Annotated in this window: 9 protein-coding genes; 8 read left to right on the top strand and 1 reads right to left on the bottom strand. The window is 40.4% G+C overall.

Going from position 1 to position 14,183, the window contains the following annotated elements; genetic code table 11:
• Positions 1-22: 22 nt before the first annotated feature.
• Positions 23-1,192 carry an alanine racemase gene (alr, locus tag B5D47_RS01395; protein ID WP_078930031.1) on the top strand — a complete coding sequence of 390 codons (1,170 nt, stop codon included), beginning with the start codon at positions 23-25 and terminating at the stop codon, positions 1,190-1,192.
• Here alr and B5D47_RS01400 read toward each other — a convergent pair.
• Positions 1,126-2,535 carry a bifunctional folylpolyglutamate synthase/dihydrofolate synthase gene (locus tag B5D47_RS01400; protein WP_078930032.1) on the bottom strand — a complete coding sequence of 470 codons (1,410 nt, stop codon included), beginning with the start codon at positions 2,533-2,535 and terminating at the stop codon, positions 1,126-1,128. The genes alr and B5D47_RS01400 overlap by 67 nt on opposite strands.
• Positions 2,536-2,902: 367 nt before the next feature.
• Here B5D47_RS01400 and trpS point away from each other — a divergent pair, with 367 nt between their 5' ends.
• From trpS to B5D47_RS01435, 7 genes are all read left to right on the top strand, one after another.
• The gene (gene trpS / locus B5D47_RS01405) at positions 2,903-3,925 is read left to right on the top strand and encodes a tryptophan--tRNA ligase (protein ID WP_439145137.1); all 1,023 of its coding nucleotides are present in this window, start codon (positions 2,903-2,905) and stop codon (positions 3,923-3,925) included.
• 23 nt (positions 3,926-3,948) lie between these two features.
• The gene (uvrA, locus tag B5D47_RS01410; RefSeq protein WP_407701147.1) at positions 3,949-6,831 is read left to right on the top strand and encodes an excinuclease ABC subunit UvrA; all 2,883 of its coding nucleotides are present in this window, start codon (positions 3,949-3,951) and stop codon (positions 6,829-6,831) included.
• On the top strand, positions 6,812-10,108 hold the full coding sequence (locus tag B5D47_RS01415; RefSeq protein ID WP_078930034.1) for an LPS-assembly protein LptD: 3,297 nt from the start codon (positions 6,812-6,814) through the stop codon (positions 10,106-10,108). The genes uvrA and B5D47_RS01415 overlap by 20 nt, the downstream gene beginning before the upstream one ends.
• 49 nt (positions 10,109-10,157) lie before the next feature.
• Positions 10,158-11,114 carry a PhoH family protein gene (locus B5D47_RS01420; protein WP_078930035.1) on the top strand — a complete coding sequence of 319 codons (957 nt, stop codon included), beginning with the start codon at positions 10,158-10,160 and terminating at the stop codon, positions 11,112-11,114.
• Entirely contained in the window at positions 11,092-12,804 is a 1,713-nt protein-coding gene (locus B5D47_RS01425) for an HDIG domain-containing metalloprotein (protein ID WP_078930142.1), read from the top strand. The genes B5D47_RS01420 and B5D47_RS01425 overlap by 23 nt, the downstream gene beginning before the upstream one ends.
• Positions 12,797-13,273: an rRNA maturation RNase YbeY gene (gene ybeY, locus B5D47_RS01430; RefSeq protein WP_078930036.1), complete on the top strand. Its 477-nt coding sequence runs from the start codon at positions 12,797-12,799 to the stop codon at positions 13,271-13,273. Before B5D47_RS01425 ends, ybeY begins: the two co-directional genes overlap by 8 nt.
• Positions 13,274-13,337: 64 nt before the next feature.
• The gene (locus B5D47_RS01435; RefSeq protein ID WP_078930037.1) at positions 13,338-14,162 is read left to right on the top strand and encodes a hemolysin family protein; all 825 of its coding nucleotides are present in this window, start codon (positions 13,338-13,340) and stop codon (positions 14,160-14,162) included.
• Positions 14,163-14,183 lie beyond the last annotated feature (21 nt).

Genomic DNA, 14,183 nt, shown 5'->3' on the forward strand with positions numbered 1-14,183 from the left:
AATAAAAAATGGGGCATAAAGAATGAGACCGACTTTCGCTAGAATTCACCTTGAAAATTTAAAATATAACCTTGAATACATCCGCTCAAAAATAAATAAAAATTCAAAAATGTGTGTCGCGGTAAAGGCAGATGCCTACGGTCATGGCGCTGTGGAATGCGCAAAAACTGCCGTTGAGTGCGGAGCTGATTTTCTTGCCGTTGCAACTGTGGATGAAGGCATTGAACTTAGGCTTGCAGGAATAAAGGTTGGAATTCTTGTTTTGAGTTTGTGCCAGAAAGAAGAAATGGAAGAGGTTGTAAAAAATGAGCTTACGCCTCTTGTTTTTGATGAGGAATACATCGGCTTTGTTGCGGAAGCTGCGAAAAAATACAAAAAAAACGGCTTTAGCGTTCATCTTGCGGTTGATACCGGAATGGGAAGAATCGGCTGTCTTGCAAAAGATGCCGGAATGGTTGCTAAAAAAATCGCGGAAACAGGCGTTTTAAAAATGGGCGGAATATGCACCCACTTTTCTGTCGCAGACAGCACCCAGGCTGAAAATTTTGAATATACGGAAAAACAGTTCAAATTGTTTTTGGAGGCGGTCGAAAACGTAAAAAAAGAGGGAATTGATCCTGGAATCCGCCACTGTTCAAATTCTGCTCTTACACTGACCCATCCGGAAATGCACCTTGATATGTGCCGTCCTGGAATTATTGCATACGGCTATTATCCGGGGCAGGTTGATAAAAAATATTTTGAAAAACTTGGTGAAAAAACTTTCCTAAAACCTGTTATGGAACTTGTAACGAAGGTTGTTGCAATCCGCGAATTTGAAAAAGACAGGTCTGTCTCGTATGGCAGAAGATGGACTTCTTCTAAAAAGACAAAAATTGGAGTTCTCCCGATTGGTTATGCGGACGGACTTTTCCGTAGATTTAATGAAGATGATAAAAGGCTATATGTCGCGGTTGACGGAAAAAATTATCCTGTCTGCGGAAGAATCTGCATGGATCAGTGTATGATTGAACTTGGTGAAGACAGCAATGTTGAGCGCTATTGCGAAGCCGTAATTTTTGGACCAGAAGAAAGCGGAGCTTTGCAGAGCGCCCAGGAAATTGCCGATATGACTGGAACAATCAGCTACGAGATTACCTGTGGAGTTTCAAAGCGTGTGCCTAGAATTTTTGTAACCTCCGCAACCAGATAAAACGAGCCTGTTATGAGCAAAGTTTTCTTGTTTGAATTGCAAAAATCAAGGACTTTTTCGATTTGTTTTTTGTAATCCGAATCTGAATAAAACGCAAGACCTGCAGAAGCAAACGAATTTTCGACTTCTGACAGGTCTGATTTTTTTACATTGCCCGGAACCGTTAAAAATATTTTTTGAAAATTTTTAGAATCCGTAACTTTGCTCTGCGAAAATAGTTCTGCGATTTCCTTGCTGTGCTTGTCCTGTGCGCATGCAAAAAGCAGGGCGTCGATTTTTATATTTGCGTTTTTTATAGTTTCCAAAGTTAATTTTATGCTTTTTGGAGTGTGCGCTCCGTCCAGAACAAGATAAGGAATTTCGCTGAAATTCTGAGGATTTTTTATAAGCTCAAATCGGGCTGGAAGCGAGGTTTTTGAAAGGCCTTTTTCGATAATATCTTCTGAAATTTCCGGGAACGCTGTTTTTACCGCCAGGGCTGCAAGCGCTGCGTTTTGAGCCTGAAATTCTCCTGCAAGGTTTAGTTCCGCGGTTAACGGGCGGGAAAAAAACGAAGATGAAATGACAGCTTTTGTCTTTATTTTTTCTGATGATGTATAAATTTGTGTACTAATTTTGCAAATTTCGTCGATAAAAAATATTTTTGCGTCTTTTTGAGACGCGATTGACTTAAAAACTTCTTTTACTGATGGGATTTGCGGCGCTATAAAGACCGGGGTTTTTTCTTTTATAATTCCGCCTTTTTCTGCCGCGATTTTTTCCAGGGTGTCGCCGAGGTATTCTGTGTGCTCAAGTTCGATTGGTCCTATGCAGCAGACTTTTGGTTTTATTACGTTTGTTGCGTCGAGTCTTCCTCCGAGTCCGACTTCAAAAACGGCCGCGTCGAGCTTTGCTTTTCTGAAGCATAGAAATGAATAGAGTGTGACAAGCTCGAACCAGGTGATCGGGCGGTTTTTTAAGAATGTTTTTGAATCTGTGCAATTTATTAGACGTTTTAACTCTTCTGCTGCGTCTTCGTAGGTTTTTTGAGTTAGAAAATTTTGATTTTGGGTGATTCTCTCCAGAAAATTTACAATGTGCGGAGAGCTGTAGAGTCCTGTTTTTAAGCCTGCTTCTTCGAGAATTGAAGCTATGAATGCGGAGGTTGAGCCTTTTCCTTTTGAGCCTGCGACGTGAAAGGTTGGATATGAGAGTTCCGGGTTGCCTGCGAGTTTTGCAAAATACTCCATTGTGTCGAGCCAGAACATGTTTTTTTGCGGAAGTTTTTCAAAATTCAAGAATGAATCAAGCCAGTTTTCAAAATCGGTAAGATAAGGTGAAGAAGGTGCGATGTTTTTTGTCATAGAAATGATTTTAATTAAAACAAATGTTTAAGAAAAGTGTTTGAAAGAAAATAAGTCCGTTTAGGATAAAGTCCGTGCGTATTTTTTTTTGTTAGACCGAAAAACTTAGCCCGGATCGCCACGGAAAGACCGGACGGGCGAAGCGAGGAGGACTTGCAGTAAGAGCCGGTTTGAAAGGAAAGTGTGCTCCATTCCTGATTTTTTGTTCTTAATTGAAGAAAATGCTGAAGTTTTATATAATTTTACTGTAACTTTTTATGTTGCTTTAATTTTTGATTTTTACAGGGAAAATAAAATGTCTCAGACTGAAGAAAAACTTGAAAATAATGCCGATAAAATTCTTGCCGAAGCGGTTAGAAAATCTGAAATGATTGAAAAAGATATTGCCGTTAATCCGAAAAAATACCGTGTTTTGACAGGCGACCGTCCGACCGGAAATCTTCATATAGGACATTATTTTGGTTCGCTTAAAAATCGGGTCCGTCTTTCTAGGCTTGGCGTTCCGACTATGATTTTGATAGCCGATTATCAGGTTTTGACGGATCACGACGCATTTGACAAAATCAGTCAGAATACAAAGCAGCTTGTGATTGATTATCTTGCCGCAGGAATTGAACCTGGAAAAGATGTCTGCATTTATCCGCACAGCCACGTTCCTGAGGCAAACCAGCTTATGGTTCCTTTTTTGACTCTTGTTTCTAGTTCTGAGCTTGACCGAAATCCGACGGTAAAGGACGAGATTGAAAAATCCGGAATGAAGTCGGTGAATGCCGGAATGCTTACGTATCCTGTGCATCAGGCGGTTGATATTCTTTTTTGCAAGGGAAATGTTGTTCCTGTAGGAAAAGACCAGCTTCCTCATCTTGAAGTTGCGCGTCTTATCGCCAGACGTTTTAATAATAAATTTTGCCCGGAGAATCCGATTTTTCCGGAACCTTACGCCTTGCTTTCTAAAACTCCAATGATAAAAGGTCTTGATGGTTCTGCAAAAATGTCAAAATCGCTTGGAAATACGATTATGCTTTGTGCAAGCGAGGATGAAACTGCAAAACTCATAAAAAAAGCAAAGACAGATCAGGAGCGCCATATTTCTTACGATCCTGTAAACCGTCCGGAAGTTGCCAACCTCTTGCAGATAATTTCTCTTTGTACTGGTGAGGAGCCTGAGGCTATCGCCGAAAGAATTGGCGACGGTGGCGGCGGCATGCTGAAATCTGTGCTGACAGAAGCCTTGAACGAAGAATTGCGTCCTTTGCGCACAAAACGCGCCGAACTCGAAAATAATATGGACTATATCAGAAGCGTTCTTAAGGAAGGTGTTGTTCAGGCCCGCGAGATTGCCGTAAAGACGCTGGAAGAAGTTCGTTCCGTAATGAATATGGAAATTTAATAAGGATAACTTAATTGCAAAACATAAATAGGGTTGAGGGCGAAAAAATTGTAATTCATGGCGCCCGTGTTCATAATTTAAAAAATATAAGCGTAGAAATTCCGAGAAATAAACTCGTGGTAATTTCGGGACTTTCCGGTTCTGGAAAATCGTCGCTTGCTTTTGATACGCTTTTTGCCGAAGGACAAAGACGATACATGGAATCGCTTTCTTCTTACGCCCGGCAGTTTTTGGGAAGCATGGACAAACCCGATGTCGATCAGATTGAAGGTCTTTCGCCTGCAATTTCTATTGAGCAGAAAACAACCCACAATAATCCTCGCTCTACAGTTGGAACAGTTACTGAAATTTACGACTATTACCGTCTTTTGTTTGCAAGAACCGGGCATGCGCATTGTCCTGTCTGCGGAAGAGAAATTAAGGAACAGTTGGACGATCAGATTATCGATTCTATAATGGGCTGGGGCGAAGGAACAAAAATTACGCTTTTGGCTCCGGTAATTCATGGAAAAAAAGGCGAGCATCAAAAAATCATTGATGATGCAAAAAAATCAGGTTTTGTCCGTGCAAGAATCGACGGGCTTATGGTTGAACTGGACGATTCTATAAAGCTTGACAAACAGAAAAAGCATACGATTGAAATTGTCGTTGACAGAATCGCATTGAAAGATGAATCGAGAAAGCGTCTTGCAGAATCTGTTGAAACTGCCCTGAAAAGTTCTGACGGAGTTCTTGTTGTCTTAAGGCGCGTAGATGACAATAGCGAAAAAGGCTGGCACGAAGAGGAAGTGTTTTTTTCTCAAAAAAATGCCTGTCCGGACTGCGGTATTTCTATTCCGGAATTGCAGCCTAGACTTTTTTCGTTCAACAATCCTTTTGGAGCCTGTCCTGAATGTACGGGACTTGGTGAAAAAATGGAATGGGATTCAAAAAAAATACTTCCGGATACTTCACTAAGCTTTAACCAGGGGGCGTTTCCGTTTTTTAATCCGTCGAGCGAATGGAATCAGTCGATGTTTCAGGCGATTGCAAAGGAAAACGGCTGGAGTCTTGATACTCCGATAAAAGATCTGACCCGCGAACAGTTTGACAGCCTGTGGAATGGCGATTTGACTAAAAATATCCGCTGGATTTACAAAAAACAGAGCGGAGAAGGATTTTCAGAATACAACCGTCCATGGATAGGAATCCTTTCGGAAATGAAAAGGCGGCACAATGAAGCCTGGGGTGAATCCCAGCGTGTGCGGATTGAAGAAAACTATATGTCTGTTTCCGAGTGTTCATCCTGCCATGGAATGCGTCTTAGAAAAGAAGCGCTTGGCGTTACTGTCGGCGGAAAGAATATAATTGAACTTTGCAGTCTGAGCGTTGCGGAAAGCATTGAGTTTTTTAAGATGCTTGAACTTTCTGAAACGGAGAAAAAAATTGCGGTTCAGCTTTTAAAGGAAATAAATGCCCGTTTAAATTTCTTGAAAAACGTCGGACTTGAATATCTTACACTTGACCGTTCTGCAGGAACTTTGTCTGGCGGAGAAGCCCAGAGAATCCGTCTTGCAACTCAGATTGGCTCTGGTCTTACAGGTGTTATGTATATTTTGGACGAACCGAGCATTGGACTTCATCAGCGCGACAACCAGAGGCTTATTGATACTCTTAATTACCTTAGGGATTTAAAAAATACGGTGATTGTTGTTGAACACGATGAACAGACTTTGCGTACCGCCGACTGGATTGTTGATATAGGTCCTGGAGCTGGAGTTCATGGCGGAAAAGTAATCGCAAGCGGAACTCCTCAGCAGGTGATGCAGGTTGAGCAAAGCGTTACCGGACGTTATTTGAGCGGAAAACTTTATATGCAGTTGCCGGAAAAGCGGCGGGAAGGAAACGGAAGTTTTATTTCGATAAAAGGTGCGCGCGAACACAATCTTAAAAATATTTCGGTCGACATTCCTCTTGGAACCTTTACCTGCATTACAGGAGTTAGCGGTTCTGGAAAATCTACGCTTTTGAGCGACATTTTTTATCCTGTTGTTTCAAATAAATTGATGAGGACAAGTTTTAAGCCGGGGCTTCATGATGAAATTCTTGGAATTGAAAATATCGATAAGGTCATAAATATCGACCAAAGCCCGATCGGAAGAACTCCGCGTTCAAATCCTGTAACCTATGTCGGAGTTTTTGATGCGATCCGCGAACTTTTTAGCAGCCTTCCTGATTCAAAGGCCAAGGGCTATACTCCAGGCCGGTTCAGTTTTAACGTAAAAGGCGGACGGTGCGAAAAATGTCAGGGCGCCGGAACTCTTACTATCGAAATGAACTTTTTGCCGGATGTTTTTATTCAGTGCGATGTGTGCCACGGTCAGCGTTTTAACAGCGAGACTTTGGATGTCCGCTACCACGGAAAAAATATCTCTGATGTTTTGAATATGACGATTGAAGAAGCTGCTGATTTTTTTGCTGCGATTCCGCATATTTCAAGAAAACTTGAAACTCTTAAAAATGTCGGACTTGGTTACATTCAGCTTGGACAGAGCGCTCTTACTCTTTCTGGCGGAGAAGCTCAGCGTGTAAAGCTTGCAACGGAACTTGCCCGTCCTTCGACAGGAAAAACGCTCTACATTCTTGACGAGCCTACAACAGGACTTCATTTTGCAGATGTAAAGGTTTTGATGGAAGTTATTCAAAAACTTGTGGACAAGGGAAATTCTGTCGTTATGATTGAACACAACCTCGATGTAATTGCCCAGGCGGACTGGATTATTGATCTTGGTCCTGAGGGGGGAATTGGCGGCGGTCAGATTGTTGACTATGGAACTCCTGAACACATTGTTGCAAACTGGAAAAAAACTGGCAGCTGGACAGGAAAATATCTCGAAGAAACGTTAAATGCGGCCCACAAAAACTGACGGTTTTGCAATGAGAAAAAAAACGCTTTTAATATTTTTAATTTTTTCTCTTGTGTCCTTTGCTTTTTGTAAAGAATCTTCGGCTGAAGAGCAGGTTTCTGTCATAAATATTGAATCTGCCGAAAAATCTGAGTACAAAAAAGATCAGCTTTCCGGGGGAGACTGCATTATTCTTTCTGGAAATGTCGTAATTTCTGTTTCCCGCGGAAATGACAAGACGACAATTTCCGCTGACAGAATAAATTACAACCGTTCTTCGGAAATGCTTTATGCAGAAGGAAACGTCGGTCTTGAACAGAGCGGCTCGTCTTCTGCCGGCGGAGAAAAAATCACTGCAAACAGCCTTCTTTTTAATACTTCGACTTTTGAAGGAATTTTTGACAACGGCCGTGCGGTTCAAACTTCGTCAGATGCCATAAATCTTCCTTCCGGCTCTACTTTGATTGTTGCAAGTGAAATTTTCGGCAGGGATTCTGGAGGAACAATCGCTTTTAAAGGCGGTGAGCTCACTTTTTGCGACGACGAAAATCCTCACTGGAAAATCCGCGCGCGGAGAATTTGGCTTTTGCCTGGCGGAGAATTCGCCTTTTTTAGCGCGCTTCTTTATGTTGGCCGTGTGCCTTTGATTTATCTTCCTGCGTTTTACTATCCGAAAGACGAGTTGATTTTTAATCCTGCGATGGGCTATAAATTCCGCGAAGGTTATTTTATAAATACGACGACTTATCTTTATGGCCGAAAACCTGCGGACGCAAAATCTACAAATGACAGTTCGGATTCTGACGATGATGAAAAAATAAATCCTTTCAGTTTTATGAAAACCGACTCAATGAAAGAGCAGGTGCGCGAAGGAATTGTGCTTCATAATCTTGATGCGGATTTTAAAGGCGATACCACAAATCACGTAAAAATTATGGCGGACTATTATGCAAATTTGGGCGCAATGGTCGGCGCTGACGTTGTATTAAAACCTTCAAAGATACTTTCGGATCTTCAATTCAATACAGAACTTGGTTTTAGCAATACCATTTTTAAAAACAATTCGGTTTATCTTCCGTACAACAAGCTTGGAGACAAGGTCCTGGATTCTTCAAATTTTATGGGCTATACCTTGCCGTTCCGTTATCAGTTTAACCTAAAGCTTTCGGTTTCTTCTCCGTTCAACCTTACTCTTGCAATGCCGCTTTATTCGGATCCGTATTTTGACTACGACTTTAACAATCGTGCGGAAACAATGGACTGGATTGACTTTCTTATGTCTGGTGTTGCAACTGACGATTCGGAAGAAGACAGCGTTACTACTGTTTCTTCTTTTACCTGGAATTTAAACGGCTCCTATACTTTTAAGTTGCCGGAATTCATAAAGCCTTTTGTTTCTACTCTTTCAATTTCGAGTTTTTCTTCTTCGATAGTTTTTTCTTCCCAATCGGCTGCCTTGACTGACCGGGATGAATACAATGATGATTCGGCATGGGCAAGTTATACTCCGGAACGCTATTTCTACTATCCGAGCCAGATTACGCCTTTTAAAATCGGTGCAAGAATTTCTGGAACGATTTTTCAGTATCCGAAGGCTTCGGCGTCTTCAAAAAAACAGTCGGTTTCGCTTTCTTTATTGCCGCCTCTTGAATTTGATGACAAAAAAGATGATGAAAGTTCTGATAAAGACAAAAAAGAAGAAGGTTCCGATTCTGAAGAAAATGAGGTTCCTGAAGAAAATATTCTTTTTGATGAATCCGTGCTTCCGTCGATTGCCACATCGAACGCCTCTGTGCGCAGCTTAAATGGAATTACCTATAAACTCGCCTACAGTATTTCGCCGGATTTTACTTCGCAAATTTCATATTCATCTTCAAATTTAAAGACTCCTGAGGATTTTGATTGGCAGACTGTTCAGGCAACTTATATTCAGGCAAAAGCTCCGGCTACTTTGACGAGCAATCTCGGTTATAAAGACAGCTTTCTTTCGCTTGCGGACACTTTTACGTTCAATCCGGTTTTTCAAAAGCACCCTTATCTGAACGACGACACTTCGGACGGAGGATATTCTGAATCTTCAATCGCTTCGATTAAAAAAGCCGACTACAATGCAAGAAAACTCGATTTGACGGATACGAACGCGCTTACTTTTAAGCCTTTCTATTACACGGATTATTTTTCAAATACGGCCCTGACATGGAACACAACCGTAAAAATGATTCAGACAAAATACATAAGCGACGACGTAAACAATCCTGAATGGGAATATCTTACGATGGATTTGACCGACGAAGAATGTGTAACGACGCATAATCTGAATCTTGTCCTTGCTGCAAAAGAAGGGGATTTTGGACAGCAGCTTTCGCTCACGACAACTCTTCCGCCTCAGGTTGATTCTTACACAGGCGTTTTTTCGCTTAATTTTCCGTATACGACTTTTTCTGTCGGAACAGGAATCAAGCAAAAAAGTTCGACTGACGACACCTGGGTAAAAAACGACATTTCGCAGTCGCTTTCATTTAAATTTTTTAACAGCAAACTAAGTCTTTCTCAGTCTTATGTTTACGATTTGGAAGAAGAGGAGCACGATTCATTTAAATTTTCGTTGAGCGGTTATGGCGCGCAGCTTGCATATACAATGAGCTATTCAAATGTCTATGAGTTTGATGTTGAATATGATTCAAACGGAGACATAACAAGCCGAAAAGGATGGAAGTCAACTTCAGACAAAAAATTCCAGCCTTATTCGTTGAGTTTTGCGTATACAAGTCCTTCAAAAACTTTCAAGCACTGGACCGACAAAATTTCGTGGACACCGTCACTTTCTACAAGTTTTGTCTATGATTTTGTGCGTCCGACAAGCAGTTATTTTGTTTTTATACCGAAGATTACTTTCAAGATAAATGAGTTTCTTGATTTTTCATTCAGCTCTGAAAGCCGCAACAACGTAATTTACAGATATTTCTGTTCAGATTCAGATTATGCCTATTATTACGGAAATAACGGCGAAAGAAACGTTTTGAATGATTTAATGGATTCGTTCAGGCTTGATAGCGACGAAAAACGGAAGAATTCCGCCTTTAAGCTAAAATCTCTGGTTATGTCGATAACTCACGACCTTGACGATTGGGATTTGAACTGTTCGTTTAAAATTTCACCGCGCTATATTTCTGCAACTTCTAGTCAGCAGGCGCATTACGACTTTAGTCCGTATTTTTCTTTGAGCGTAAGCTGGCGGCCAATGTCAGGAATGAAAACCGAAATTCTTGATGAATATGGAGAATGGAGTTTAAAATAAATTCAAGTTTTTAATGATTTTTTAAAAGAAAGGTGATAGAATAAACAAATTGGAAAACGAATTTACTATAGTTCTTTCAGACCCGGAGGTTCTTTCTCAGGTTTGTGGAACGAATGACAGCAATTTAAAGCTCATCGAACAGCATCTTGGAGTCAGCATTTTTACAAAAGGAAACGAACTTTCAATTGCTGAGTCTTCCGCCGAAATTCAGCAGAAGTTCAAGTTCATAATCGACCGTCTTAGCGATGAAATTTCTGAAAATGGACTTGAAAACAGTATTTCTGGTTCCGAACTGATTGAATCGGTGCTGAATACTGGAGTTGAAAATTTTGATGCCCAGAAATTTTCAATTTCAATTCCCGGAAGCACGAGAAAAATTTATCCAAAAACAAAAAATCAGGCAAAACTCATCCAGTCGTTCCGAAAAAATGACATGGTTTTTGCAACAGGTCCTGCAGGAAGCGGAAAAACTTTTCTTGCCGTTGCAGAAAGCCTGCGTCTTCTTTTAAGCCATAAAATAAGTTCAATTATCCTTGTGCGTCCGATTGTCGAGGCTGGAGAAAGTCTTGGTTTTTTGCCGGGCGATATGCAGGACAAGATAAATCCTTATTTAAGGCCTCTTTATGATTCTATGAGCGCCTGTATTCCTTCAGAAATGGTGAAAAAATTTCAGGAGAATGGTATAATTGAAGTTGCGCCTTTGGCTTATATGCGCGGACGTACCTTGAACAATGCGGCCGTAATTCTTGACGAAGCGCAGAATACGACGTGTGAACAGATGAAAATGTTCCTTACCCGAACCGGAGAGAATTCAAAAGTGTTTATAACGGGAGATGTTACCCAAATAGATCTTCCGAAAAGAATTTCATCTGGTCTGGTCCAGGCTCTTGAAATTCTAAAAAATATAGAAGAGATAAGCATGGTTGAACTTGACGGCGAAGATGTCGTTCGTTCACCGCTTGTTAAAAAAATTGTACAGGCTTATGAAAATGACAAAAGCGAATAACGGAAAAAATTCTTTTTTTTATGATTTATTTCATTCTGCACTCGAATATGTAAAGAAAAATTGGGCGATTCTGCTTGTTTTTTCAATTACATTTTTGGCTTCTGCCGTAATTGTTTATTTTGACGCAAGCACGCGGCAGACTATTGCTTCTTTTTCGATTGATGAGTATGAACCGGGAATGGTTGCCGACAAGACAATCATTGCTACAACTAATCTTGCGGCCGATGAGCAGTTTCCGATTGCGGTCGAAGAAGGCGAAAAAGTAATAAGAAAAGGTTTTCCAATTGCGGAAGAGGATTATTTAAAACTGCGAAAGATGGCGGCATCTCCGTCCTACATCGATTACAGGGTTTTTGCGGACAATATTCTGTTCCTTATGCTGGTTTCTGCAATGGCATTTTTGCTTTTTTCTCCTGTCTGCCTTGGACGCAAGGTTGAGCTTAAAGAAATTATTCTTGCATCCTTGCTTTTTGTAGTTGTTTTTGGAGTTGCCTGTTTTGGCGACAAGGCTCCGCTTTTTCAGGGAATTTACAATCTTCCTGTAATTATTCCTTCTGGATTGTGCGTTGCTTTGATTACGATTCTTTTTGGACAGATTTTTGGACTTTATTTTTCGATATTGATTTCTTTTGGAGTGCTCTGTGCCTGCAATTTTGAATTGATTCCATTTTTGTATACACTTGCCTCTTCTTTTACAATCGTAAAAATTCTCCGTACGATCGAAAACAGAATTGACATGATTTTTTCTTCGATTGGTGTGGCGCTTCTGAACGTAATTTATATATGCGTTTTAAAAGTTATCTTTAATGATAATTTTTCTGACTGCGTATTCCCGCTTGCAGGAGTTGCATTTAACGGTTTTATTTCTGGTATACTTGCGCTTGGTCTTCTTACACCGCTTGAAGTTGTGATGAATACGGCTTCGGTTTTCAGGCTCATGGATTTGAGCGATCAGAATTCTCCGGTTTTGAGAAAACTTTTGCTTACAGCCAGCGGAACTTATCAGCATAGCATAATGGTAAGCCAGCTTGCGGAAAGCGCCTGCAAGGAAATCGGAGCAAATTCGCTTTTGGCGAGAGTTGCGGCCCTTTACCACGACATTGGAAAAATGGAACATCCCGAATATTTTACGGAAAATAACATTGATTCAGAAAACAAACATACGGACTTAAACCCGTCGCTTTCGGTTTCGATTATAAAAAGCCATTTGCGCCAGAGCGTTGAAAAGGCTCATCAAATGCATCTTCCTGCCCAGATTGTAAATATTATTGCAGAACACCATGGAAATTCTGTAATTTCGTATTTTTTCAACAAGGCAAAAGAAAAGAATCCGAACGCAAACGAGGCGGATTTCCGTTATGACGGAAGACTTCCTTCCACAAAAGAAAGCGCTGTAGTCATGCTTGCCGATGTTGTTGAAGCGGCCTGCAAGTCTTTGGAAAAACCGACAGCCCAGCGTCTTGAAAAATTCATTCAGCAGTTAATTGAAGCAAAAATAGCTGCAAAACAGCTGGACGACTGCGCTCTTACTTATGGCGAAATGACAAAAATAAAAAACACTTTCGTTTCGATTCTTGCGGCATATTATCACGGTCGCATAAAGTATCAAAATCAGGATTCAACTGATTCTTCTGCTTCCGAAAAAACGGTTTCTGAAAAAAATAATTCTGAGGGTGAAAAAAATGAATAGGGTTCTTGTCTCTATGCAGGACGGACTTAGCGAGCCTGCCTGGTTTGGAAAAATTGGAGAATATGAACAGGAAGTTTTAAAAAGACTTGGCTTTGACGGTCAGGAACTTTCAATTTTATTTTGCAACGATGAATTTATTCAGGAATTGAATAAAAATTACCGCGAAATCGATGCTCCAACCGACATTCTTTCCTTTGAAAATGGTGAAGAATATACTGACGAAGACGGAAGCAAGTGGTTTAGTGCGGGCGACATTATAATTTCGCTTGATACATTGCCAAAAAATGCAGAATATTTTAAGGTTACACAGAATGAAGAATTAAAAAGGCTTTTGATTCACGGAACCTTGCATTTAAATGGAATGGATCACGGAGAAGAGCATGTAGGCGAGGGCCTTGAAATAAAAAGTCCGATGCTGAAAAAACAGGAAGAAGTGTTAAAAGCTTTTTCTGATGTCGAGCTTATTTAAGCATTTACAGCGCGTCTTAAAAGTTAAAAATTTCAGGACGCGCTAAAAAATAAAAAGGGATTTTATGAGTATTTTTGGTTTAGGAAAGAAAAAAGACGACGGTTCAAATTCAAATTTTTCCGGAAAAAACGGCAATGAACCGTCCGAAAGTCAGGACAATTTAAGTTTAATCGAAGAAAAAAAAGATATGATCAAAGGAATCGAGGATTTGTCAGAAACGTCTGTAAAGGAAGTTATGATTCCCCGGATTGATGTCGACTTTCTTTCGATTGATACTCCTCAGGAAGAGCTTCTTGCAAAAATTGCAGAAAGCGGACATTCGCGTTTTCCTGTTTATTCGGAATCAATCGACAATGTGCTAGGAATTCTCTATGTAAAGGATTTGCTTGCCGTAATTTCTAAAAATCAGGAAATTGACCTTGAAAAACTGCTTAGAAAAGCATATTTTGTTCCAGAATCAAAAAAAATCGACGGACTTTTGCGCGAGTTTAAGAGACGCCATATTCATATTGCAATTGCCGTTGACGAATACGGCGGTGTGAGCGGTGTTGTCTGCATGGAAGACATTATCGAGGAAATCGTCGGCGACATTCAGGACGAATTTGACAACGAAAGGGAAGATATTCTTGCAATCGGAAATCAAATCTGGCTTTGCGATGCAAGGGTCAATCTCGAGGATTTGAACGAAAATATAAAATCAAATTTTCCGACGGAAGATTTTGATACTCTCGGCGGTTTTGTCCTCGATCTTTTTGGAAGAATTCCTGTTAAATACGAAAAAATCAACTGGGGCGGATTTGAATTCATCGTTCAGGATATGGAAGGTCACCGCGTAAATCTTATAAAAGTTATAAAAAAAGCAGAATCAGAAGAACCGAAAAAAGACTAACGTCAAAAACTGTTCAATTTT

This window comes from Treponema berlinense (assembly GCF_900167025.1).
Classification (GTDB): domain Bacteria; phylum Spirochaetota; class Spirochaetia; order Treponematales; family Treponemataceae; genus Treponema_D; species Treponema_D berlinense.

Excerpts from the sequence above, each read along its gene's own strand:
- B5D47_RS01400 (WP_078930032.1), bottom strand. The coding sequence starts at position 2,535 with ATGACAAAAAACATCGCACCTTCTTCACCTTATCTTACCGATTTTGAA.
- ybeY (WP_078930036.1), top strand. The coding sequence starts at position 12,797 with ATGAATAGGGTTCTTGTCTCTATGCAGGACGGACTTAGCGAGCCTGCC.
- B5D47_RS01425 (WP_078930142.1), top strand. The coding sequence starts at position 11,092 with ATGAAAATGACAAAAGCGAATAACGGAAAAAATTCTTTTTTTTATGAT.
- trpS (WP_439145137.1), top strand. The coding sequence starts at position 2,903 with ATGATTGAAAAAGATATTGCCGTTAATCCGAAAAAATACCGTGTTTTG.
- B5D47_RS01415 (WP_078930034.1), top strand. The coding sequence starts at position 6,812 with ATGCGGCCCACAAAAACTGACGGTTTTGCAATGAGAAAAAAAACGCTT.
- B5D47_RS01435 (WP_078930037.1), top strand. The coding sequence starts at position 13,338 with ATGAGTATTTTTGGTTTAGGAAAGAAAAAAGACGACGGTTCAAATTCA.
- alr (WP_078930031.1), top strand. The coding sequence starts at position 23 with ATGAGACCGACTTTCGCTAGAATTCACCTTGAAAATTTAAAATATAAC.